The organism is Rhodococcus sp. NPDC055024, assembly GCF_053608585.1.
The window spans coordinates 60,808-84,028 of sequence record NZ_JBSGVT010000018.1 but is presented as its reverse complement, the minus strand read 5'-3'; the positions used below and the strand labels follow the sequence as shown (position 1 = coordinate 84,028).

The 23,221-nt window shown below is 62.4% G+C and carries 26 protein-coding genes; 9 read left to right on the top strand and 17 right to left on the bottom strand.

Annotated features, from left to right (window positions below):
* Window positions 1-95: 95 nt before the first annotated feature.
* Window positions 96-284, bottom strand: a complete 189-nt coding sequence (locus tag ACWF6P_RS28070) for a hypothetical protein (RefSeq protein WP_283301526.1) — start codon at window positions 282-284, stop codon at window positions 96-98.
* 82 nt (window positions 285-366) lie between these two features.
* Between ACWF6P_RS28070 and ACWF6P_RS28065 the strand changes: the two genes are divergently transcribed.
* A complete protein-coding gene (locus tag ACWF6P_RS28065; protein ID WP_214885416.1) occupies window positions 367-870 on the top strand; it encodes a PH domain-containing protein in 504 nt (167 codons plus the stop codon).
* Window positions 867-2,438 (top strand): PH domain-containing protein, encoded by a 1,572-nt coding sequence (locus tag ACWF6P_RS28060; RefSeq protein ID WP_452623230.1) that lies wholly within the window; start codon window positions 867-869, stop codon window positions 2,436-2,438. Before ACWF6P_RS28065 ends, ACWF6P_RS28060 begins: the two co-directional genes overlap by 4 nt.
* Here the strand turns inward: ACWF6P_RS28060 and ACWF6P_RS28055 are convergent.
* From ACWF6P_RS28055 to typA, 6 genes are all read right to left on the bottom strand, one after another.
* Window positions 2,398-3,243 (bottom strand): uroporphyrinogen-III synthase, encoded by an 846-nt coding sequence (locus ACWF6P_RS28055; protein ID WP_378539217.1) that lies wholly within the window; start codon window positions 3,241-3,243, stop codon window positions 2,398-2,400. The genes ACWF6P_RS28060 and ACWF6P_RS28055 overlap by 41 nt on opposite strands.
* A 51-nt stretch (window positions 3,244-3,294) precedes the next feature.
* Window positions 3,295-3,711 carry a hypothetical protein gene (locus tag ACWF6P_RS28050; protein WP_378632539.1) on the bottom strand — a complete coding sequence of 139 codons (417 nt, stop codon included), beginning with the start codon at window positions 3,709-3,711 and terminating at the stop codon, window positions 3,295-3,297.
* Window positions 3,712-3,804: 93 nt separating this feature from the next.
* Entirely contained in the window at window positions 3,805-3,963 is a 159-nt protein-coding gene (locus ACWF6P_RS28045; protein WP_003945210.1) for a hypothetical protein, read from the bottom strand.
* 107 nt (window positions 3,964-4,070) lie between these two features.
* Window positions 4,071-4,955, bottom strand: a complete 885-nt coding sequence (gene mshB / locus ACWF6P_RS28040) for an N-acetyl-1-D-myo-inositol-2-amino-2-deoxy-alpha-D-glucopyranoside deacetylase (protein ID WP_452623229.1) — start codon at window positions 4,953-4,955, stop codon at window positions 4,071-4,073.
* A complete protein-coding gene (locus ACWF6P_RS28035) occupies window positions 4,952-6,736 on the bottom strand; it encodes an ABC transporter family substrate-binding protein (RefSeq protein WP_452623228.1) in 1,785 nt (594 codons plus the stop codon). Before ACWF6P_RS28035 ends, mshB begins: the two co-directional genes overlap by 4 nt.
* Before the next feature lie 151 nt (window positions 6,737-6,887).
* Entirely contained in the window at window positions 6,888-8,795 is a 1,908-nt protein-coding gene (gene typA, locus ACWF6P_RS28030; protein ID WP_378449029.1) for a translational GTPase TypA, read from the bottom strand.
* Between the two features lie 324 nt (window positions 8,796-9,119).
* Between typA and ACWF6P_RS28025 the strand changes: the two genes are divergently transcribed.
* A complete protein-coding gene (locus tag ACWF6P_RS28025; RefSeq protein WP_019744526.1) occupies window positions 9,120-9,296 on the top strand; it encodes a hypothetical protein in 177 nt (58 codons plus the stop codon).
* Here the strand turns inward: ACWF6P_RS28025 and ACWF6P_RS28020 are convergent.
* Window positions 9,274-9,699: a (deoxy)nucleoside triphosphate pyrophosphohydrolase gene (locus tag ACWF6P_RS28020; protein ID WP_452623227.1), complete on the bottom strand. Its 426-nt coding sequence runs from the start codon at window positions 9,697-9,699 to the stop codon at window positions 9,274-9,276. The genes ACWF6P_RS28025 and ACWF6P_RS28020 overlap by 23 nt on opposite strands.
* 16 nt (window positions 9,700-9,715) lie before the next feature.
* On the opposite strand from ACWF6P_RS28020, the gene ACWF6P_RS28015 reads away from it, so the two are divergent.
* The 3 genes from ACWF6P_RS28015 to ACWF6P_RS28005 all read left to right on the top strand — a co-directional run bounded on the left by ACWF6P_RS28015 (window position 9,716) and on the right by ACWF6P_RS28005 (window position 11,512).
* The gene (locus ACWF6P_RS28015; protein ID WP_283301546.1) at window positions 9,716-10,018 is read left to right on the top strand and encodes a 4a-hydroxytetrahydrobiopterin dehydratase; all 303 of its coding nucleotides are present in this window, start codon (window positions 9,716-9,718) and stop codon (window positions 10,016-10,018) included.
* Window positions 10,019-10,288: 270 nt separating this feature from the next.
* Complete coding sequence (locus ACWF6P_RS28010) at window positions 10,289-11,032, top strand: Rv1157c family protein (RefSeq protein ID WP_095972224.1); 744 nt, start codon at window positions 10,289-10,291, stop codon at window positions 11,030-11,032.
* A 78-nt stretch (window positions 11,033-11,110) separates the two neighbouring features.
* Window positions 11,111-11,512: a hypothetical protein gene (locus ACWF6P_RS28005; RefSeq protein ID WP_347874272.1), complete on the top strand. Its 402-nt coding sequence runs from the start codon at window positions 11,111-11,113 to the stop codon at window positions 11,510-11,512.
* On the opposite strand, the gene ACWF6P_RS28000 is transcribed toward ACWF6P_RS28005, so the two are convergent.
* Window positions 11,503-11,961: a MarR family winged helix-turn-helix transcriptional regulator gene (locus ACWF6P_RS28000; RefSeq protein WP_230814148.1), complete on the bottom strand. Its 459-nt coding sequence runs from the start codon at window positions 11,959-11,961 to the stop codon at window positions 11,503-11,505. The two genes, ACWF6P_RS28005 and ACWF6P_RS28000, sit on opposite strands and share 10 nt — an antisense overlap.
* Window positions 11,962-12,047: 86 nt before the next feature.
* On the opposite strand from ACWF6P_RS28000, the gene ACWF6P_RS27995 reads away from it, so the two are divergent.
* Together ACWF6P_RS27995 and ACWF6P_RS27990 are read left to right on the top strand one after the other, a co-directional pair.
* Window positions 12,048-13,493 (top strand): MFS transporter, encoded by a 1,446-nt coding sequence (locus ACWF6P_RS27995; RefSeq protein ID WP_452623226.1) that lies wholly within the window; start codon window positions 12,048-12,050, stop codon window positions 13,491-13,493.
* A 235-nt stretch (window positions 13,494-13,728) separates the two neighbouring features.
* Entirely contained in the window at window positions 13,729-14,229 is a 501-nt protein-coding gene (locus ACWF6P_RS27990) for a nuclear transport factor 2 family protein (protein ID WP_448277485.1), read from the top strand.
* Here ACWF6P_RS27990 and ACWF6P_RS27985 read toward each other — a convergent pair.
* Window positions 14,216-14,998 carry a DUF1906 domain-containing protein gene (locus ACWF6P_RS27985; protein ID WP_452623225.1) on the bottom strand — a complete coding sequence of 261 codons (783 nt, stop codon included), beginning with the start codon at window positions 14,996-14,998 and terminating at the stop codon, window positions 14,216-14,218. The genes ACWF6P_RS27990 and ACWF6P_RS27985 overlap by 14 nt on opposite strands.
* A gap of 893 nt (window positions 14,999-15,891) precedes the next feature.
* On the opposite strand from ACWF6P_RS27985, the gene ACWF6P_RS27980 reads away from it, so the two are divergent.
* Window positions 15,892-16,122, top strand: a complete 231-nt coding sequence (locus ACWF6P_RS27980; RefSeq protein ID WP_452623224.1) for a PLD nuclease N-terminal domain-containing protein — start codon at window positions 15,892-15,894, stop codon at window positions 16,120-16,122.
* Here ACWF6P_RS27980 and ACWF6P_RS27975 read toward each other — a convergent pair.
* From ACWF6P_RS27975 to ACWF6P_RS27945, 7 genes are all read right to left on the bottom strand, one after another.
* Entirely contained in the window at window positions 16,110-17,051 is a 942-nt protein-coding gene (locus ACWF6P_RS27975) for an antibiotic biosynthesis monooxygenase (RefSeq protein WP_452623223.1), read from the bottom strand. The two genes, ACWF6P_RS27980 and ACWF6P_RS27975, sit on opposite strands and share 13 nt — an antisense overlap.
* 1 nt (window position 17,052) lies before the next feature.
* The gene (locus ACWF6P_RS27970) at window positions 17,053-18,453 is read right to left on the bottom strand and encodes an amidohydrolase family protein (RefSeq protein ID WP_452623222.1); all 1,401 of its coding nucleotides are present in this window, start codon (window positions 18,451-18,453) and stop codon (window positions 17,053-17,055) included.
* A gap of 69 nt (window positions 18,454-18,522) precedes the next feature.
* Window positions 18,523-19,221, bottom strand: a complete 699-nt coding sequence (locus ACWF6P_RS27965) for a CPBP family intramembrane glutamic endopeptidase (protein ID WP_452623248.1) — start codon at window positions 19,219-19,221, stop codon at window positions 18,523-18,525.
* 168 nt (window positions 19,222-19,389) lie between these two features.
* Complete coding sequence (locus ACWF6P_RS27960; protein ID WP_452623221.1) at window positions 19,390-20,352, bottom strand: ABC transporter substrate-binding protein; 963 nt, start codon at window positions 20,350-20,352, stop codon at window positions 19,390-19,392.
* Between the two features lie 110 nt (window positions 20,353-20,462).
* Window positions 20,463-20,942 (bottom strand): VOC family protein, encoded by a 480-nt coding sequence (locus ACWF6P_RS27955; protein ID WP_452623220.1) that lies wholly within the window; start codon window positions 20,940-20,942, stop codon window positions 20,463-20,465.
* Between the two features lie 85 nt (window positions 20,943-21,027).
* Window positions 21,028-22,014 carry an alpha/beta hydrolase gene (locus ACWF6P_RS27950; RefSeq protein WP_452623219.1) on the bottom strand — a complete coding sequence of 329 codons (987 nt, stop codon included), beginning with the start codon at window positions 22,012-22,014 and terminating at the stop codon, window positions 21,028-21,030.
* On the bottom strand, window positions 22,011-23,015 hold the full coding sequence (locus tag ACWF6P_RS27945; protein ID WP_452623218.1) for an alpha/beta hydrolase: 1,005 nt from the start codon (window positions 23,013-23,015) through the stop codon (window positions 22,011-22,013). Before ACWF6P_RS27945 ends, ACWF6P_RS27950 begins: the two co-directional genes overlap by 4 nt.
* Window positions 23,016-23,221 lie beyond the last annotated feature (206 nt).

Sequence of the window (23,221 nt, the reverse complement as noted above, 5' to 3'; positions counted from 1 at the left end):
CAGTTCGGTTCACCTAGCGATCATGCGCCATGTGAGACGACTAGTGCCACCCGGTGCCAGAAGTAGGAGGCCTTACTGCCGCGATACCGCCTCGGTCACGACGGCCGATAGTCGTCGTCGACCGAGACCTCGACGCGTTGATCCACCACGTCAGCCACTGGTGCGTCGAGCGGAATATCGGTCAGATCGGGTTCTTCGGGGGCGTTTGGATCTACGGGTGTCGATTGTTCGAGCGCATCTGATTCCGGAGCCTCCGGGTCGAATGTCGCATCTTGTTCGGTCATCACGTGCTCCCTTCGCGGTCGCCACACTCCACGATAGGGCCGATGTCGACAGATCGCCCCTCACTCGACCAAAGTAGTGCCCATGACTGCGCCGCAACCGCTCACCATGGCCGACCCACTATGGCGTCCCAGCACCAAAGCCCCGAGGCTGTGGGCAATCACTGCCTCACTGTTCTGGGTACCCGTCATCGTCGCCGAAATCGTCTGTGCCGTCTTGATACCCGGAATCCCGTCCTGGGTGGTCGGCACGGTATTCGCAGTCACCGTGCTCTTCGCCGCCACCTACATTCTGATGGTTCCGGCGTGGCGGTATCGCGTCCACCGATGGGAAATCAGTGACACCGCGGTGTACACACGCACCGGCTGGTTCACCCAGGAACGACGCATCGCACCGATCTCGCGCGTGCAGACCGTGGACACCGAGCGCGGACCGATCGACCGCATGTTGGGTCTGGCAACCGTGACTGTCACGACGGCGTCGTCGGCCGGCGCTGTCAAGATCTCCGCACTCGACCAGGAAATCGCCGACCGCACGGTGGCTCAACTGACTGAGATCGCTGGCACCAACGTGGGGGACGCAACATGAACGAGAAACAGTTGGGCGACCCGACCGCGATCGAGATCCCGGTCGAGGCGGAAACGGCAGCTGCCGAGGCAGCCGAAGAGGAGCAGCCCTGGCTCCGCCTCGACCGCCGCATGCTTCTGGTCCACCCCGTCAACGAAGTCGTCAAACTCCTCCCGGTCCTACTCGTCTCCGTCGTTCTCGGCAGCCAATCCGGAAACCACTGGTGGGGTCTCGGCGTCGTCACTCTGCTCGTCATCTTCGGCCTGTTGCGGTATTTCACCACCACGTACCGCATCGGGCCCGTTCACGTTCAACTGCGCACCGGGGTATTCCAGAAAAAGCTGCTCTCGGTCCCGCGCAGCCGCATCCGATCCGTCGACGTCGAGGCCGGGGTCATGCACCGACTGCTGGGGCTGTCGATCGTGCGCATCGGGACCGGCCAACGCGCTGGGAGCGGCCACGATTCGAACAAGTTCGAACTCAACGCCCTCGCGACTGCCCTGGTTCCGGACCTTCGTGCCGCGCTGCTGGCCGGCGCGCAACAGGCACGCAACCCTGAGGTCCCCGGCACTCCGGTCGAAAACATCGCCGAACCAGTCGATACCGAGATCGGCCACTGGGAGCCGAGTTGGGTTCGCTATGCCCCCTTTTCATTCACGGGAATCGCCATCATCGCGGCGATCATCGGCATCTCGTTCCAATACGGCATCGGCACTGCCGTCGCGAAGTCCTCGGCAGTCAGCGACAGCTTCGACTCCCTCGAGAGCCTCGGCATCGCGGTGATGGTCGTCATCGCACTCGTCGTGTTGCTGGTGCTGTCGAGCGCACTCGCCTGCGTTCAGTATCTGATCGCGTTCGGCAACATGAAACTCACCGACAACGGCCGCATCCTGCACGTCAGTCACGGCTTGTTGAAGACCCGGCAGACCACACTCGACCGAGCCCGACTCCGCGGCACGACGCTCAAGGAACCACTCCTGCTGCGTCTGGCCCGCGGCGCGCGCCTCGACGCCATCATGACGGGCGTGAGTGCCGAGAAGAAGGAATCTTCGCTGCTGCTCCCGCAGGGACCGCGCAAGGAGGCCGAGCGAGTGATGGCCACCGTGATCGGTGACTCACGCCAAGCGTCCGCTCCCCTGATGAATCACGGCCCGGCCGCGCGGCGTCGCCGGTACACCCGAGCGCTGTTTCTGGCGGCAGTGGCGTTCCTGGTCTGCGTGGCGTGCGCGGCATCGGGCCTCCACGTGCCGATCTATGCGTGGTTCGGAGTCGCTGTACTCGCGATCGGCGGCGCTGCCCTTGCGTACGACCGATACAACGGCCTCGGCCATGCAGTTCTGCCGGGGTGGTTGATCACCCGAAGCGGCTCGCTCGATCGCCAGCGTCACAGCCTCGAATCCGAAGGTGTCATCGGCTGGACGGTGCGCGAGACGTTCTTCCAACGTCGCGCAGGCGTGGCAACCGTCGTCGCCGCGACGCCCGCCGGCACCGGAAGCTACGAGGTGATCGATCTCCCCGCCGAGAACGCGTGGGCATTGATCGAGGCCGTCACTCCGGGCGGAGGCGACGTCTGGGCAGGTCGTCGATGATGAGCCTCGCCAGCGAACCGAGACGCGATCGCTCCGGCTGGATGGTGGGAACACCGAGCAGTTCCAGCGGGGCGGCCGTCACCGGTCCGACGCAGTAGGTCGGTACCGGTCCGCGCATGGCTGCGACGAACCGCTCCAGTTCGCCCATTTCTTTTGCCGTGCTGAGCATCGAGGAGACGGCGGGGGCGCTGGTGAAGGTCAGCGCGTCGATTGCGCCGGAACGAACTGCAGCAACCAGCGCGCGGACGGGCGACTGATCCGGCGGCCGGATCCACCGATAGACCGACACCGGAGTGACTATCGCGCCGGTATCGGCAAGGGAAGCGCTCAGATCCGTCAAAGGCTCCCATTCGGTGATGGTGCCGTGCAACTGGACTGCGACGCGTAAGCCTGCCACTCCCTCACTCCCGAGGTGCGCCAGAACTTCCTCGGACGACTCACCCGAGGGGGACCACTCCTCACGCAATCCCGCGCCTCGAATGGCGCCCGTCGCCTTCGGGCCACGGGCGATGATGCGTGTCCGGGCCAAAGCTCCGAGGAACTCGTCGGTCAAACCCCAGGAGGCGACGGCGTCGAGCCATCCGCGAAAGCCGATTCCGGTACTGATCACGACCAGATCCGGTGGATCGGCGATCAGTGCGGAGGTCTGGGTGCGCAGGTCTCGATCGTCCACTAACGGCAGGACATGGATCACCGGTGTCCGCACGATCTCTGCACCTCGACGCTCGAGGAGCGTCGCAAATTCTTCGGCACGCCGTTCTGCGGTCAAGGCGATCGTCGCGCCCGCCAGATCATGTTCAGCCACAGGCTGAGTGTCCCTTATGCACGGGTCAGTTTCCTACGCGCGCGCCGAGAACTATTGCGAACTGAGGGTGGCAAGCCTGTTGATCGCCACTTTGAAAAGGAAAACTGCGGCCGGAGCGATAGCACCGACCAAAAGCAAGAACGTCAGTGGGGACGACAGCACCAGCACGTCGCCGCCGGGGCCGCCCACCATGCACACCAAGAACCCGACGATCCAACCGGCGAGCGGCAATGCGGCTCTGCCCGGAGTCGTGACAGTGCGGGCCGCGATCACCAACACTAGGTTCGCGACTGCGGCTACGAGAATGCTGATGGGAAATGCCGTCGTACCGAGATGAGTCGGCAGGAACAGAACGGACAGCACCGCGCACAGGAATCCGTCGAAAATCAGGACGCCGAGGATGACAGGGTCGAGCCACGACAGCGACGTTCCTGTCGAGGCGTCCGTGTTCTTCTCGACCGTGATCATGGTTTTGATAGTGGTCTATCGGTCGCCATCGCGCGAGCGCGGGGTCCCCTCCCGACAAGCACCCCGGCTCGCGCCCGAAAAGAACGAAGACGATCAGGGAACCGGCGGGAACCCGAGCAGAGTCAGCAGATGACTCTGCTGATCTGCGAATGCGTAGAGCGACCCGTAATACAAGTCGTGGTAATAACCAGCCATCGGACGCAACGAATCGACAAAGGCGACGATCTGGTTCTGCAGGTCCCAGTTGTACATTTCTTCAGCCCCCAGGCTTTGCTGTTACCGAAAGGACCACCCATCCGGTGACACGCATCACACACCACTACGGCGTCGATCGCAATGCCTGTGAGCCGACGCCCAGGTCAGCTGTGCAGTCCGCCGAACAGATCGCTCTCGCGACCGTCCTCACCGACGGGACCGAGCGTGCCCGCCACCAACACGAAATGCTCGACCGTCAGGATCGGCTGGACCACGTTGTTCGACAATGCGAATTCGGCTCCGCTCGGGGATACCGTCACCTGAGTGGCATGGGCGCTCAATGCCCGCGCCTTCGCATCGATGACGCCGCGAACGTCGATTGCCGTTGTCACGTCGCCGTCATCGACGCTCGGCAATTCCGCGGGCTCGGGCAGGCGCCAGTTCACCGGGAACTCGGAAATGGCCGCGATGCCACGCTCGAGTCCGCTGCGCTCGGTCACGGTCCAGTAGAACTTCGGGGTCGTCCACGGATCGCCGGCGTCGGGATACGCCGTCGTTCCTGCAGCTTCGACGGCCGCTGTGGTGATCGCGTGCGCCTGGATGTGGTCCGGGTGCCCGTAGCCGCCGTTGGGGTCGTACGTGATCACGACGTGCGGCCTGATCTCACGAATGACGGCGACCACCGCGCCGACTGCCTCGTCGAGTCGAGCATTGACAAAAGCACGGGGATTGGCAGCCGACGGTGTTCCGATCATTCCGGAATCGCGATACCGACCGGCGCCGGCGAGGAATCGAGGAGCGGCACTTCCCAGGGCCGACAGAGCTGCGCTCAGTTCCGCAATCCGGTAGCCGCCGAGTTGATCTGCCTCGGCAGCCACGAGCCCCGCCCACGCGTCACCGATCACTTCGCCCTCCTCCCCCAACGTGCAGGTGAGGACCGTGACCTCAGCTCCTTCGGACGCGTAACGCGCGATGGTGCCTCCGGTGGTGATCGTTTCGTCGTCCGGATGGGCGTGCACCAGCAGCAGTCGTTTCGCCGACGCGGTCACTTTGCCACCCTCACCCAGTCCGTAGCGTTTCCGAATATCCCCACCTGCACCGGTCCGTCGAGGACAACGCCCTCGACTCCGGTCCCGACCGCTACCAGCGCTCGGCTCTGCACGATCGGCAAGACCGCCGCAAGGTCCCACAGCTTGGGCTCCGCATCAGCGATCAATGATCCGAGATCCCCGACGCCGCTGAGCGCTTCGTCGATCCGACCTTGCAGCGCAGGATCACAGAGCCCGGACAGGTTGCTCGGAGCCTCGACGCTTGTCGTGCGGACAGGCTCCGGAGACTGCGACGGCGTCGGTGCAGGTACCGCCGAACTGGTGGCCGGAGCGGGAGGTGCGCTCGGGCAACTGAACCGCGAGGCCAGTGAAGTGGCCGTGTCGGCGCCTGCCCGGCTCCAACCGACAATCATGTCGACGCGTCCTGTAGTCAGGTCCTCGCCGTAGAGTTCCTCCGGCGGCACCGATTCGACAGTCGCGAGGATCCCCACGTCGCGCAATTCGTCGGCCGCGGTGTTTGCCACGGCGATCGCGATGTCGTCGTTCTCGGGAGCTCCGATCAGCAGGGTCAACTGAGCGCCGTCCCGGACGATCGATCCGACCGTTCCAGTGCCCGTGACGATTCCGGTGGCCGGCGTCGTCAGGTATCCGGCTGCAGTCAGCTCGCCCAGCGCCTGCTCTCTGGTCGGCTTCGGCGGCGCGGTGGGCGCATATCCCGGATCCGACGGAGCGAGGATCTGAGCTTTCACCGGGGCCGACGCCGATTCGCTCCCGGCCGCCACTACGGCGAGCAGGTCCGGATCGAGCAGTCCCAGAACACCTTTACGGACCCGGACGTCCGCGAAGTTCTTGCTGCGCCCGTTCACATTGATGTCGAGAGTGCGCGGAACGTAGGAGAATGCAGTACTGACACCCGGGATCGCAGACAGCTGAATATCCGTGGCACTACCCGAATGAACTTGCGCCACTTGAGCGTCGTCGGTGCGCAGTGCATCCGCCAACTGCGACGCCGTTCCTCCGCGTCGCAGAACTATCTGATCCGGGTCGGACGGCTTGCCCCAGAATCGGTCGTTGCGTTCGAGCACGATTTCGTCCCGGCCACGGTCGACAGAGCGCACGTGAAAGTGGGCTCCCGACACCGGAATCCCCTCGCTCAATCCAGTGCTGAAACCGCCGGGAGTGTCCTTGATCAGGTGGGACGGAAGAATATCGGTGAACAACTCTCGCCACGCCGGGTACGGTGCACGCATCACCACGTTGACCGTCTTGCCACCGCCGGACGAGTTCACGTCGTCGATCATCTGATAGCCCGCGGGGTTGACCACACCGGGAACCGAGATCATCTGCTGCCACAGGTAGCGAAAGTCTTCTGCCGCAATGGGAGCACCGTCCGACCACTGGGCTTCGTTGCGCAGTTGGTAGCGAATCGTGAACGGAGCCTCTGACGTCACTTCAGCCGAAACGAGAAAAGAATCGTCGATGGCCCACTCCGTCACACCAGGTTGCGTCGGCGATTTGATCGCGCGAAACGCACTGGGCAGCACGAGGTTACCGACTGCGGAGTTGACCGGCGACTGATCCGCGAGCAGGTGCGGGTTGAATCCGCCTCCTACCTCGTCGATTGCCACAGTCACCTGCTTCGTCGCCGGCACGACCGGAGTCGGTGTAGGCTTGACGGTTTCGGTGCTCTCGACCGGAGGCGGCGGATCGGCTGTACATGCAGTCAGCGACAACGCCGTCACTGCCACTGCCAACGCCAGGTAGCGACGTCCTGAGGCCACAGACAATTCCTTCCGTACGGGGCCGCGTCGCCCCTTCGCACTCGATTTCCGGGCAGAACTTTCGCCCGGAAACCATGAAGGCGAATGTACCTTTCCGCCGAAAACTCGGCCGAAAGGCACATCCGCCTGTCAGGTTGTAACCGACGAAAGACTACAGAGCAGCCTTGTCGCGAGACTTGCTGCGCGAACGCTCGCGAGCGCGCTCGGTTGCATTGAGATGCACCTTGCGGACGCGGACGTCCTCGGGGGTGACCTCGACGCACTCGTCGCCGGAGCAGAATTCCATGGCCGCTTCGAGCTCGAGCTTGATGGGCTTCGCGAGGGTCTCCATCACGTCTGCGGAAGACTGACGCATGTTGGTCAGCTTCTTCTCGCGGGTGACGTTGATGTCGAGGTCTTCCTGACGGGGGTTGATACCGACGACGTGACCCTCGTAGGTGTCTGCGCCGGGCTCGACGAAGAAGGTTCCGCGGTCAGCGAGCTGGATCATGGCGAACGGCGTCACTGTGCCGGAACGGTCCGACACGAGAGAACCGGTGTGGCGTGCACGAATCTCGCCGGCCCAGGGGCCGTACCCGTCGAAGACGGCGTTGGCGATGCCGGTTCCGCGGGTATCCGTGAGGAATTCCGTACGGAAGCCGATAAGACCACGTGAAGGAACGATGAACTCCATACGAACCCAGCCTGCGCCGTGGTTCGACATCTGAACCATCTTGCCCTTGCGGTTGGCCAGAAGCTGAGTGATGGCACCGAGGTACTCCTCGGGGCTGTCGATGGTCAGCTCTTCGAAAGGCTCGTGGATCTTACCGTCGACGGTCTGGGTGACCACCTGCGGCTTTCCGACGGTCAGCTCGAAGCCTTCGCGACGCATCTGCTCGACGAGGATGGCGAGCGCGAGCTCTCCACGACCCTGGACCTCCCACGCATCGGGACGCCCGATGTCGAGGACCTTGAGCGAGACGTTACCGACCAGCTCCTGGTCCAGGCGAGCCTTGACCATGCGTGAGGTGAGCTTGTGACCCTTGACGCGGCCGACCAGCGGTGAGGTGTTGGTACCGATCGTGACCGAGATGGCCGGCTGATCGACGGTGATGCGAGGCAGCGCAACCGGATTGTCGAGGTCGGCGAGCGTGTCGCCGATCATGATGTCCGGGAAGCCCGCAACAGCGCAGATATCGCCGGCAAGCGCGACCTCGGCGGGAACACGCTCGACACCGATGGTGGTGAGCAGTTCGGTGATCTTGGTCTTGGTGATGACGGGCTCGCCGTCGACCTCTCGGCACCAGGACACGGTCTGACCCTTGCGCAGCTCGCCGTTGTGGATGCGAACCAGCGCGAGGCGACCGAGGAATGCCGACGCGTCGAGGTTGGTGACGTGAGCCTGAAGCGGCGCGTCGACCGTGCCCTTGGGGGCCGGGACGTACTCCATCAGGACCTGGAACAGAGCGGCGAGGTCTTCGGCGTCGGGTGCCTGACCGTTCTCGGGCTGCACTGTCGAAGCCTTGCCCTCGCGACCGGAGGCGTAGAGAACCGGCAGACCGAGCGCAAGCTCGGCGGCCTCTGCAGCCTCGTCGGAGAGATCGGACGCGAGGTCCAGGAGCAAGTCCTGAGCCTCGGAGACAACCTCTTCGATGCGCGCGTCGGGGCGGTCCGTCTTGTTGACGACCAGGATGACGGGCAGCGAAGCGGCGAGCGCCTTGCGCAGCACGAAACGCGTCTGCGGAAGCGGGCCCTCGGACGCATCGACGAGCAGGACGACGCCGTCGACCATGGACAGACCGCGCTCGACCTCGCCACCGAAGTCAGCGTGGCCCGGGGTGTCGATGACGTTGATGACGGTGACCGAACCATCCTCGTTGCGCTTGTGCACCGAGGTGTTCTTCGCGAGGATCGTGATGCCCTTCTCGCGTTCGAGGTCGCCGGAGTCCATGACGCGATCGACCAGCTCGGCGCGCTCCTCGAACGCGCCGGACTGACGAAGCATGGCGTCGACGAGGGTGGTCTTGCCGTGGTCGACGTGTGCGACGATGGCAACGTTACGGAAGCTGGTGGTGGTCACGCGATGGCTCTCCTGGCTGAGTTGATTCGGCCACGCGAAAGTCAAGTCGCACGGCTCTTCTGGTGGCCGCTGCACGAGTGTGTGATCCGAATCAGGGCACGAATCGCCTGAATAGGCACCGCGGCCTAGTAAATACTACTCGCTCCGAGCGGATACTCCTGCATTGTGCGGCCTCTATCACCGCCCCCACCAGCCAATAGTGATTTGCACCACGCTGAAGCGGGTAGGATTACGACCTGGAGAAACAGGGTGTTTAAGGGTACGCTAACCTCGTTCCAAGAGCGGGCTCTCCGCCGTAGTGAAACAGGAAAGCCGCAGCGTCACATGGGAAAAATCAAGGCAAGCAAGGTCTCGAAGCTCAAGCCGAAAAAGAAGTGCTGCCGGAAGAAGACACGGTGCATCAAGTGCCCCGTCGTCATCATGCGGATGAAGAAGCTCGAGAACGAGGGCGCATCCAAGAAGGAACTGAAAGCCGGTCTCAAGAAGGCCCGCGCGGCGTAAGCGCCCTCAACTCCTCGAGCAGTTCGGGGATCCAGGCCCGATCGTTGTCGACCAGATCAATCGACAACAGTTCTTCGGCGTCGACCCATGCCAACTGAGCATGGTCGAGCGCGACCGGTTCGCCGGACACCAACTCCGCCCGGTACGCCCGCAGGACCAACCCCGGCGACAGAGGCACATCGACGCCGATTCTGGCGCCGCACCGAACTTCGACCGCGAGTTCCTCGAGTAGCTCTCGCACCAACGCGTTCTGTGGTGATTCGAACTCCTCGACCTTCCCACCCGGCAGTTCCCAGCGGCCGGCCAACGCCGGCGGGCTCGTCCGCTGCGCGAGGAGCAGCCTTCCTCCACGGAAGATCGCGCCGGCAACAACTTCGCGATCCCTTGCAGGCACATCACTCATCGCACCATGATGGAGTATGGCCACTTTGTTGTCCGACTCAGCAATCCAAAGCGCACTCGACGAACTGCCCGCCTGGCAGCTGTCCCCGGGCTCGATCACTCGCACCGTCGACTCCGCGACCTTCCCTGACGCGATCGCCCTTCTCCAACGCATCGCGGCCGTCGCCGAGGCCGCAGATCACCATCCCGACATCGACGTTCGATGGCGCAAGGTCACGTACACGCTCTCGACACACTCCGCCGGCGGGCTCACCGATCTGGACTTCGACCTGGCCCGTCGAATTGACGTACTTGTCGACGATTCGGTCCGTTTCGACTGATCTTCGCGTGAACAATCCTCGCAATCTGACGTAACAGTTGCATCAACTTTCACATAGATCACTTCAGTCACAGGTATGGTCGCCGTAAATCACGATCGAGGCCGGTCATGCCATAGACTCCCCCGGTGCGTAGCTGCTCAGCAACTGAACAGCTGTACAACCCGGGGGCTCTGTACATAGAGTGACCCCTCGAGCCGTCAAACGCGGAGCTCGCCTAGGCGCCCGCGCGGTATGACTAAGGATGGGGAAACAGTGCTTCGAACCCGAGGTATGCGAAAGGCGTTCACCGCCGTCGCTATTGCCGCAGTAGCAGGACTGGCATTGCCGGCACAGGCAATGGCCGATCCGGCAGCACCGCCCGCACCCGAAAGTGTGCCGATCGAGTTCCTCGCATCGTTTGCGCCCGCCATCATCGGCGCCGCTGCAGGTCCGGCTGACGTCGCCGGCGGCCCGCAGCAAGCGTTGCTCGACCAGGCTCGCGCGATCCTGAACTCCCCCGGCATTCCGCCCGAGATCAAAGCCACCCTCGAGAAGGTCATCACCTTCCTCGACGGCAGCGGCGGCGGCGGACCGGAAATCCCGAACGAGAACGCCCCCGTCATCGCCCAGTTCCTCTACCCGACGCTGGGCAAGGGCTGCATCTCGGCAACCGCCGATTCGGTCGGAACCGCACTTGCTGTTCCCGGCCCGGCACACCTGCCTCCTCCCGGCCCCGCTGCCGGTCAGGCCGGATTCGTCTTCACCGCTCTCGGTACGGCTCCCGCGGTCGACGACCAGCCGGTGCCGATGACCGTTACCTGGGTCAACATCGACAACCAGCGCAGCGCCACCCAGAACCTGACCAACGCCGCGCGCATCAACCCGGACGGCCCCGCCACGCTGTCGGCTATCGCAGACACGGGTCCCGGACGCGTCCTCTCGGTGATCAGCGGTTCGCTGACCACCCAGCCGGAAGGCGCAGATCGCATCACCTGCAGCTTCCTCCCGACCGTGGGCATGTTCGCGGTAGCTTGATCGAAGTCTTGTGAAAGGGACCCACCGAATTTCGGTGGGTCCCTTTTGCATCTCCGATCACCGTGATAGACCCGATAGATGGGACATCTACGAGTGGACATCACGCATGGCCGTTCAGACCGGAAATCAAGCCCAGACGACCAGTCGATACGGTCGCACAAGTCGACTCGGTCGATACTGTCCATCCGATCCGAGGGGTCCATCCTGTCGATCGGATCGGCGTACTCGATTCTGTCGATCGGTAGTGTCGGCTCTTTCCTGTCCATCGGAAGCATCGGATCTACGGCATCGGTCCTGAGTTCGGGCTCGTTCGCCAGTCTCGGGTCCGCGCTGTCCGGACTGTCACGCTGGTCGTTGCTCTCCTGGCGTGGAAATCATGCAGCGCCCGAGGAACATCCGAAACTTGTTGTCATTGCGCCGGAATCGGATTCGAGCGATCCGGATCGCTCGTTGCGGTCCGTTTCGCACTCTCAGACCTGATTCGGTCGCGGCCAGTCGCGGCCCTCCAAGTTCTCCACCGAGCGATTGAATTGCCGGAGTAGATCACCGAGCGCAAGACGCTGCTCCGGCGTCCACTCGCGCAGGACCTTTTCGACGCCCGCTGTCGAATGTTCGCGATCAGCACGAAGTTTCGACAGCCCCTGCGCTGTCGGTCGAACCTTTCGCGCCAGGCCACCGTCCGGATCCTCCACCCGCTCCACCAAGCCCAACCGGCGTAGCGCACCGATCTGCCGGTTGATGGTCGAGATGTCGAGGGAGAAAGCGCAGGAGAGCTCCTTGAGGCTCATGGGATGCTGTAATTCCAGTCGTCCGAGCAGCAGATACGCCGACCGGTCCAGATGAAGTTCCGCCCGTTGAGCGAGCGCGTGATAGCGCGAGAGCAGAGTCAACTCATATTCGATATTCACCAGTTCGGGGTCCCGGTCCATCCTCATATTGTGCAGACTACACACGATGTGTAGCGTGCACACTGGGGCGAACGCACCAAAACCGAACACGCCATGGCGGGAGCCGAATGTCCGTTCACGCAGATTCGTCGAGCGTCGACGGGAATACCCCTGAGACGAAAACCACGGACACGAACTACGCACCATCGGGTCCCGTGCTCACCGTTCTCGGACTGTGCGGAATCGTCGTCGCCTTGATGCAGACGCTGGTCGTCCCGATCATTCCGCAATTGCCGCACCTGCTGAACTCTTCTCCCGCCGACACGTCGTGGGCGGTCACGGCAACACTCCTCGCCGCTGCCGTGATCACGCCGATCAGCGGACGCCTCGGCGACATGTTCGGTAAGAAACGAATGCTGCTGGTCAGTCTCGGGATGGTCGTGCTGGGCTCGGCGATCTGCGCGATCGCGCCCTCACTGATCGTGCTGGTGATCGGACGTGCACTTCAAGGTGCGTCGGTCGGTGCAATTCCGTTGGGTATAGCCATCATTCGCGACGTTCTTCCGCCGAAGAAGGTTGCCGGTGCCATGGCCGTCATGAGCGCGACCCTCGGCGTCGGCGGTGCGATCGGACTACCGATCGCTGCAGTGATTGCACAGAATGCCAACTGGCACTTCCTGTTCGTCACTTCGGCGGCTTTCGGATTGATCTGCATCGCACTGGTTGCCTTTGTCATTCCCGAATCGAAAGTACGTCGCCCGGGACGTTTCGACTTCATCGGGGCGCTTGGTCTCACCATCGGACTGATCACCCTGTTGCTCCCGATCACGAAGGGCGGAACCTGGGGGTGGGGCGACGCGAAAACACTGGGGCTCCTGGCGGTTTCCGCGCTCAGCTTCCTGGTGTGGGGATGGTGGGAACTTCGACGCAGCGCACCACTGGTAGACCTCCGCGTATCGGCCCGGCCGCAGGTTCTCTTCACCAACTTCGCGTCGATCGCCGTCGGTTTTGCCATGTACGGCAATTCCTTGACGCTCCCCCAACTCCTCATGGCACCGACGTCCACCGGCTATGGTCTCGGATTGTCTATGGTCGCAGCGGGACTCGCACTGGCCCCGGGCGGACTTGTCATGATGGCTCTCTCACCCGTCTCCGCTCGGATTTCGGCTTGGCGTGGCCCACGAATCACGCTGATGCTTGGTGCCCTTGTCATCGGATTGGGTTATGCCTTCGCCTATTTCACGGTGTCGAGCGTCTGGCAGGTCGCCGTGGCCGGAATGTTCATCGGCGCGGGCGTCGGGCTCTCGTACTCGGCCATGCCGGCCTTGATCATGGGCGCGGTGCCCATCACGGAATCCGCAGCCGCGAACGGACTGAACTCTCTGATGCGATCGATCGGCACGTCGACGTCTGCCGCGATCGTGAGCGTCGTTCTGGCCGGGATGACCATCACGGTCGGTACCGCAGTGATCCCCTCGTTCGAGGCGTTCCGCGCCACGTTCCTGATTTCCATCGCCGCTGCCGTCGTGACAATGGTGTTCGCCGGATTGATTCCCAAACAGAAAGTCTCATAAGGGAATCAACCCGGCGGAGGACTCACTTCTCCGAAGAGCCTTCGATGCTGCCCGTCTGCAACTTCGACAGAAGTGTGTAAATGAAGTCGATGATGAATTCCACGTGTTGCCCTCTCACCTAATGGGTCCCCGACCCGTCAACGACGGTACCGCAGAACTCTTCTGCATCGAATCGCCGACAATCAATTCTGCAACGTGTTCTAATTTGAGGCGACGTCTACCCGAGGAGACTTTCATGACCTGGACACGCACGGAACTCGAAGATGCCTTCGCGGGTTACCAGAACACCGTTGTCGAATGCACTCGCTCCGGCGACTGGAACGCCTTCGCGGACATGTTCACCGAGGACGTCGTCTACGTGGAACACGCTTTCGGCACCCTCGACGGCCGAGAAGCCGTACGCAAGTGGGTGACTCGCACGATGACCGAGTTCCCGGGGCGCCGGATGACCGAGTTCCCGGCCAACTGGTTCGTCGTCGACGAGCAGCGTGGATGGATCGTGTGCGAGATCGACAACCCGATGGAGGATCCGGGTGACGGATCCAAGCACGGAGCCGCCAACATCACGATCCTGCATTACGCAGGCAACGGATTGTGGTCTCGCGAAGAAGACGCCTACAACCCGATGAACTTCCTGTCGATGGCAAAAGCATGGTGCCTCGCCGCCGAAGCAGCGGGCACCCTCCCCGATGACGCAAAGGCCTGGCTCGCCAAATTCGGCGCTATGGTGCGATAGATCCCGTCGGCAACGAGGATCCGTCGGGCTGGACCGGACCGACCGAGCCGGCCAACGACCACTGCCCGTAGTCGCGAGTGAGGATCGAGTTCAGATCCACGCCGACGCCGTCGACCTTGCGCTTGTCGATTTCGAACTGGTGCAGGTTTGCCCGCGGGTGCACATACCCTGCGGGCGAACCCCAATTGTGCTGCCAGAACCAGGTTCCGACGCCTGCACTGATCATCGCGTCGATCACGCGAGTGTTTCCGTAGACACCGAGTGCCCCGTTGCCCACAACCGAGGCCCACCCCTCGAGGTATGGCGCAATCAGCGTCGTGATCTCGGTACTGGTGGGATTGTCGTCGATCGACGCGTAGATCGGCCGACCTGACGGCCCACCGGCCGCAGCATGTAGTTCGAGGCCACGGGACGCGTGACGCTTGCCGGCCTCGCGGGCCCCGCGCCAGTCAGCCGTACCGCCCTTGCCGAATTGATAGCAGGAAACGACTTGGAGTCCGGCCGCCGTCAACGCGTCGGTTTCCCGCGCCAGTACGGGCTTACCGACCATCCAATCGGCGCCCGGCCGTCGATCCGAGACGTACCGGATGGCGCCTGCGTACCCGGCGGCCTTGATTGCCTGGGCCGACGGCACACCGGCGGCGTAATCGAGCAGGGTCCCGAGCGAACCGGCATTGGCCACCGACGTCGTACCGCTCAATGCAGCGAGTCCGGCCGCTGCCGATCCAGCGGCTGCGTACTTGAAGAGGTTTCTTCGCGAGACGTGCACAAAGCTCCGATCATCGGCGTGTCCCGCTCGAAGTGGCGGGCAGGCAAGCTATCTTCTTTCGCTCGCATTCCACCACAGTCACATCAACCCCGCCATGCACTTGGCCAACAATGCTCACATTGTCACCAAATTGGACGCTAGGCAGATAATCAGACAGATAGACAACAGTGGCCCCCGAAGACGTCGTCTTCGGGGGCCACTGGGTCGGCCTATAGGCCGGAAGCTATCAGCTGAGCGAGGTGAAGAAGCTCAGAGCGCTGAAGAGATCAGACGCGTTGCTGAAGAAGTCGTTGAGGAAGGTGAAGGCATCCGAGAATTCTGCGCTGCTCATGCGATGTGCTCCTGTCGAAGATACGGTCCAGAGGATTTGCTGCCATGTGAATGGCTGCTGGCGATAAGAGTAGAGGCCTTCCGTTACTTCCGCGACACCAAATGTGTCCGGGACGTTACATTTCGGCCCCTTCAGGTCACAGACATACACACAGGTAACGCACACCTGCAGTGATCAAACTGTCACCTACGGACGATTTTTTGACACATTCCGAACATCGTTCCCGATAGTAGCTACCCTTCAGCATTAAATCTGTACATCGACTACAAGATTGGCAAGCCTTACTTAATAAAGTGGAGGTTGCACTCCATAGTGCGCGTACCAGCAGATTGGCCAAATCACTTTCGCGGATCGGGCCACGCGAGCTTAGCGCTCACGCAAACATTCAGCCACAGTTCGAGTTAGCGAGATCTTTACGCCGAAAACGACCGTCCCGCCGCGGTCCCACACCGTACTTAGCGGTCATGATGGTGACGCTATTCACACCGTTTCGGGGAACTTCGGGTGCCGATTGCAACCCCAGCTCGACATGGATCGGACGTTCGAGGGCAAAGTGGAGTTCATGAACCTCACGAAAAAGAAGTCCTGGAGTGAGCTGTCACCCGCACAGCGCCGCGCCGTCGCCCTGCTCGCAGCGATTCAGTCCTTGTTGGCGATTGCCGCGTGGACCGACCTCGCGCGACGACCTGCCGAAACAGTGAACGGCAGCAAGAAGAAGTGGGCAGCGATCATCTTCGTCAACTTCTTCGGACCGCTCGCCTACTTCCGCCGAGGCCGGATTCAGTCGAAGTAGTCCCAGAACTGCAGCCACTTCACCGACGCGAACAGCGTCAGAGTCGCTGCATACACCCCAATTACCGCCGCTACGCCGCGCCAGTTGGTGTGGGGAACGGCGCCGTCGACCGGGTCCAGCCAATGGCGGAACCACCTGGTGACCGTCGGCATCAGGAACCACGTCATGGCGCCGACGCTCACTATCTGGCTCAGCCACATCGAGAGCCATGGCGGCGCTCCGATCCCGTCGAGCAGCGGTCCGAGAAACCTCGACAGCGTCATCACCGTCGGATACAGAACGAGCAGAATGATCATCGCCGTCTTCCAATTCGGCGTCGCACGGGTCTGCCCGTTCTCCGTACGCAGAATCGTGCCGAACGGTGTCGACCGCGTGGTCTCGGTGAAGTCCTCGGCTAGCTCGGCTCGCAGTTTCGGTAGTGCCGCGGCCCTTTCGGGCGACGCCATCCACACCGCCAACTGGTGCTCGGTCCGGAACCGAAGGACGGACTTCCACTGGGTCGAGTCGGTGACCGACCGCAACAACATCACCGACTCGTAACCGGAGAATCGCGAACTGAGATCTATGAGGTGTCGTTGCGTTCGCAGAAACTCGTTCTCCTTACCCACGACGACGGCATGGTCGTACACACCGATACCGGGCGGCGGCAGAATGCCGTCGACCAGCACCAGATCACTCGTCTGCGCGAGAATTCCCGTTGCTGCAGCAGATCTTTCGAGATCGCGGCGATCAGTCGACTCCAGCCAGCGATGAAGATCGTCGGCACTGTCGAAAGTGACGGACAACCCGTGCGACACCGGTTCCGGTTGATCACTGACAGCGCAGCTCAGGTAGCCGTCGAATCGACCGGCGATCTCGGCCGCACGCTCTACCCACGCCCGGAATCCCGAACTCGTTCGGTGGTATCCGGTGATGGCGGTTGCGGACACGTCAGCCCGACACCCGGCGCCCTTGCACGTACACGTGCGCAATCGCGGGCTCGCGCATCGCCATCAGGAGCCCGAAGAGCGTCTGGTCGCGGGCGAGTATCGGATCATCCGAGCGCGTTCCATGGTTGACGAGACCGGCGAGCGGCGGCCATCCGGACGGATCGATCACCAGGAAGTCGGCCTCTTTGCCCTCGTCGAAATTGCCGATCCGGTTCTCCATGTCCAGCGCGCGAGCACCGGCGAGAGTCCCGGTGAACAACAGTTCGGCGGGGTGCATCGATACTCCGTCGTCGCCGGCTTCGGAGATGTGAACCTTGAAGGCGTCGCCGAGGACTCGGGTGAGCAGGCACTCGTCACCGCCGCCGAAGTCCGATCCGATCGCGATGTTGACCCCTGACGCAACGGTTCGTTTCCACGGCATGGTGCCGGAGCCGAGAAACTGTTGGGACGTCGGACAATGTGCGATCGAGGTTCCGGTCTCGGCCATTCGTGCGAGTTCGGAGTCCTGGCAGTGCACCGAGTGCGCGAGAATCGCGCGCGGACCCAGGAAGCTCTTTCCGCCGACCTGCGAGCCGGGTAGGAACTTGCCGTCGTACGTGTCGAGATAGGTCTCGACCTCGTACTCGGCCAGCGTGGTTGCCACCTCGCCGGTTCCCGGCCGATTGTTCTCGTTGAGGTGACTGTGGAAGTAGACGCCGCGGTCGCGGACCGAGTCGTACAACTCCCCCAGCTCTTTCAGTGTTCGGGTCGTCACCGCAAGGGAGAAGCGCGGAACCACTGCGACGTGAACCAACGCAGTATTCACGTCACCGGTGTCGGCCGCGTGCCACTTGTCGATCTCCTCGCGAGTGAGCCTGATCGCGTCCTCTTCAGAAGTGATCAGTGGAGCGGCGGAGGCCGGGCCGGTGGTTTGAATCCCCCGCCCGCTGACCACCCGAAGGCCACGTTTCAGAGTTTCCGAGAACAGGGCGTCCTGCGCGTGCGGGAAGGCCGATCCGAACACCATCGCGGCCGTGGTTCCCGTGGCGATTCGGCGAGCGCAGAAGGCCTCGGCGGCATGCTGGGCGAACTCAGGATCAGCAAACCTCGATTCGGAGGGAAAGACACAGAGGTCGAGCCACTCGAGGAGTTGACCGCCGCCGTACGCGTCGCCGGCGTACGTCTGCGGGAAGTGAATGTGCGCGTCGACGAATCCGGGCAGCAGAAATCCTGGCCGGTGATCGTGGGTTTCAGCTCCTTCGAGTGCGCTCGGGAGTGATTCGAATTCTCCGCAGTAGACGATGGTTCCCGCATCGTCGATCGCCAACACGCCGTCGGGGATCGAGACGAGCGACTGCGCCGCATCCTCAACCGTCGGACGACCGGAAATGTGGAAGACATGGCCTCGATGAAGGTGCGTCACTTACTGAGCAAAGCACAAAACTACCCAAAACCGCGCGGCGAATGCTGTCCTTTTTGTCAGATATTGGGATCAAGCAAGAGTTGCATGCCAAACGAGAGCCGCAGCCAGCGCGCCCGCCCCGTTCAACGACCAATGCAGTGCGATCGGCGCAATGAGGCTGCCGCTGCGATGACGGAGCCAGGTGAATACGAGACCGGCTGCAGCGGTGGCGAGAACAGCCCCGAGGATTCCGGCGACCTGACCGACGACTCCGGTACCGAGAAAGCCGGAAAGCCCTTCGTTGCCGCTGGTCAAACCCATCGACGACGCGATGTGCCACAGTCCGAACATCAATGAACCGGCCGCTGCGACGCCCCGGAATCCACTGACCCGGTTCAACGTGCCGTGCAAGACGCCGCGGAAAGCCAACTCTTCGGGAATGACGGTCTGGAGCGGAATGACGATCATCGACGCGATGATGGCGCCGGAAATTGTGGCGTAGCGATCCGCCATGAAGAACGGGCGCGTAAACGGAAGCAGCGCGCCGACGGCGACAACCGTCAGGACCAGGCCGACGGCGGCCAGGGCGTACTTCGAACCCTTCCGCAGGTCACGAGGCGACAGCCCGAGCTCCGCCCAACCCATTCCCCGGCGCTTGGTGAGCGCCAACAGAACAAGAGCAGAAATAGGTACCGTGGCGATGCTCGCCCACGCGGTGGTGAAGTGTGCAATCAGATTGGTTCCCACCAGCACCACGATCACAACAGCGATATCCACGTACGCATGCATCCGCGGAAAACGAGGAGCGGTCGCTGCGACCTCCACGGGACCGATCTCCACGGGGGCGCCGCTGGTTAGCTGAAAGTTCACTTTTTCCAGTGTACGGACGCACGAGAACCGCCCGCCACTGATTGCGAACACGCTCACAGTGACGGGCAGGCTCTGAAATGGCTCTGATCAGGCTCCGAGCGTGCTCGCGAATTTCGGAACCGCGTTGTCGATCGCGTAAGTCAGCCCCGGTGCGGAGCCACTCGAGAACGCATTGACGAGTGAAGCGTCATCGAGGATCAACAAGTGTCCCTGTTGGACTGACGGAATTGCACGCAACAGCGGATCGTTTGCAAACGCACTGCTGTCGAGGAAGATCGGGAACAGCACGGTGAGATCGGCGTCGAACAGGTTGAGGTTCTCGTTGGCGACCGGAACGTAGAAATTGCCGGTGGCCTTCTCGGTGATCGCGGCCGGAATCGTGAAGCCGAGACGGGTCATGAAGTCTGCGCGCGCGTCGCCGGGTACGTAGGCGCCGTAACCGTCGGAACTGTAGGCGCCGACCGCCGCGGTCTTGCCCGCGAAGTTCGGATTGCCGGCAATCGCGGCGTCGAACTTGGCGTCGAGGCCGTCGAGTAGCGCCTTGCCTTCCGAATCTTTGCCGAGTGCCTTGGCGACGAGTTCGGTCTGCTGTTCGACCGTCGTCCCGTAGGCCGTCGCGAGACCTGGAGGCGGCCCGACCGTAGGCGCGATGGCACTGAGCTTGTCGTAGGTCGCCTGCGTGTTGTCGCTTCGCGTCCACAGAATGAGGTCCGGCTCGAGTGCGATGACGTCTTCGACGCTCAGGTCCATCGTTCCGAGGATCTTTGGGTCGGCGGTGAACTCGTCCGCAATCCACGGTCCGACGCCCTTGCCACCGAACGCCATCCAGTCCGCGACACCGACCGGCTGTGTTCCGAGGGCAAGTGCCGTCTCGGCATCCGACCAACCAAGCGCCACGACGCGCTCCGGGTTGGCCGGGACCTCGACGTCACCGAACATCGTCGAGACGGTTGCTCCCGCCTCCGCGGGTGCGTCAGCGCTGTCGCTACTGCAACCGGCAAGCCCGGCGACGGCAAGCGAGGCCGCCAAGGCGGTGACTGCAATCTTCATTCGAGAGACTTTGATCCGCATGGTTACCAGCACTCCTCCAACGCTCCAGCGAGAATTAGGGAAGGCTAGCATCAGCTAAAGAAGACCGTCGCCCAACGGCCAGATCGTGTTCAGGACGCGTCTGCGGCCCGTTCGAGCTCTGCGATATCGATCTTCTTCATCTTCATCATCGCGTCCGTGGCGCGTTGTGCCCTGGCTCGGTCTGGATCCTTCATCAGTTCGAGGAGGCGATTCGGGACTACCTGCCAGGACAATCCGAACTTGTCCTTGGCCCAGCCGCACGGGCCTTCTTCCCCGCCTTCGGTCAGCCTGGACCAGTAGTGATCGACCTCCGCCTGATCGACGCACGGAATCTCGAATGACACCGCCTCCGAGAACGTGAACATCGGTCCGCCGTTCAGTCCGGTGAATCGCTGACCGTCGAGCTCGAAGCTGACAGTCATCACCGATCCCGCCGGCATTCCGGAGGGCGATCCTTCGACGTACCTTTCAATTCCGAGGATCTGCCCGGAACCGAACACCGAGATGTAGAAGTTGGCTGCTTCTTCTGCTTGGTTGTCGAACCACAAACAGGGAGTGATGGAAGGCATGTTCTGTCCTTGTCGGAGAGGTTACGAAACAGGTGTACAGGGTTATAGACCCGACCCGAAACGAAAACTCATCGCAAGGAACCGCTCAAGCGGACAACGCAGATTCGAGCATCGGCCAGGAACGAACGAGTTCGTCGCGCCAGTACGGCCAACCGTGCGTCCCCACCGGCTGAGCGCTGCGGGTGACATCGACTCCACGATCGCGCAGCACCTGCGTGATCTGGTCGGTGCACAGATTCGATCCCAGTTCCATGACCCCGCCTACGACCAGCACACGACCCAGGGCCGGAGTGTCGAGGGTTTCGTGTGGGCCTGGCAGTCCCGATCCCGACGCAAGGTACACCTTGGTTCCGCGGAGCTTGTCGGCATTGGCGAAGATGTCGTGCTCTTGCCAAGCGTCACTACCGGCCGGACCCCACATCTGCTCCGAACGGGCATTTCCGTTGATGACCACAAGATCGGTCAACGCCTTGCCGAATCCTCCGACGGTTGTGTAGCAGCCGCTGTAGCCGGCGACCGCGTCGTACAACCCGGCCGAGCGTTGGGCCAGGATCAGCGCGGCTTCTGCGCCCATCGAAATCCCGCCGATTGCGTTGTGCCCGTTGGTCGCGAACCTCGCGTCGATCAGTGAGGGAAGCTCTTCTGTCAGAAAGGTCTCCCACTTCAGACGACCGAATTTCGGGTGATCTTCCTGCCAGTCGGTGTACATGGTGCCGGTGCCGCCGATGGGGAGTACGACGTTCACGTTCTTGTCGGCAAAGAACGGGACGATATCGCCGTTAGCGGGGGCCAACCAGTTGTTCTCTTCGATCTGCCCGGAATTGCCGTCCAGGAGATACAGCGTCCCGCGCGGTTCCGAGCGGTCGGCCGGAAGCAGTACTTTGACCTGCATGGTACGCCCCATGGCGGCACTGAGAACGTCGAGAAGAACCAAGCGCGAGGACAGTTCAGTGACGCTCGTTATTTTCGGGGACTCGTCGGCGAGTGCGGTCGACGGCAGCGCCAGTAGTGAAGTCAGGGCGAGCGCGCCGACGAGAACAACGCTTCGAAGGCTCGCTCGACGGGAACTCACACGCCGAGCGACGTGGCGATCATCGGCCACGAGTCGTGTAAGTCGTCTTCCCAGTATCCCCATGAATGCGTTCCTGCCGGCTTGAAGTTGTAGCGAATGTTGTTCATACCCAATGCGTTCGTCTTGTCCGCAAGCTGGGTAGTGCAGTAGTGAGTTGCTGCCTCGATTCCGCCACCGAGAACGAGCTGCAAAGCCAAATCTGTGACGTCGTTGTCGATCCGTGGATCGGCAAGTGTGTCGTACGGACCGGGAATCCCCGTTGCGGTGGTGATGTACATCGGAATGCGAGGTAGCTTGTCCGCGTTGACAACCGGATCGTGAGCCGGCCAACCCGGACCATCGTACGGACCCCACATGTTCTCCGCGTTGCCGCCACCCACCGCGACCACGAGTTTCACGAAATCCTGACCGATCCCGGGACTCGTCATCGCACACCCACTGAAGGACCCGACGCTGTTGTACAACGCGGGTGCTGACATCGCCAGGTCCAGTACCGACGTGCCCGCCATCGACAACCCGGCCAGTGCGTTCTCGCCGGTCGTCCCGAACGTCGAATCAATTACTGGCGGTAGTTCTTCCGTCAGGAACGTGGTCCACATGTTGACCCCGTTGTTATTGCCGGATTTCGCGAGGCCGGGGTCCGGCCGCTCCCAATCGGTGTAGTAGCTGAATGCTCCACCGAGAGGGGTGACCACGTTGACGTGCTTGTCGGCGAAGAACTTCGGTGCATCGGTCCGCACCGACCACGTCGCGTCGTCTTTTCCTCCGTCTACTCCATTGAGTAGGTAGAGCGTCGGAGCGGGCGTGGAGGTATCAGCCGGCCGCAAGACCTGCAACGGAATGTCGCGCCCCATCGACGGTGAGTACACCGAGATGTCGACCAGCCTGCTGTTCACTGATTGAGCCTGACCCGGTGCCGTGAGGAGCTGGAGCCCACATACTGCCATGGCCAACGCCACGAAGACGCGGAAAACCGTTCGCAAAGCACGAGTCTCGATCATTCGGGTCACTCTCTTCGGCAGCGGATCCTTTCGAACGGTACCGCCTGAAACAGGCAAACCCGACGTGATCGGAAAAACTCGATCCGGTCGACGCGGAAAGGCTCACGCACCGAGTGCGTGAGCCTTTCTAGTCAGACGACGCTTACTTGGGCGTAACCGTGCCGCCGCTGAGCGTGGTCAGCGAATTGAAGAATGCGGTGCCGACG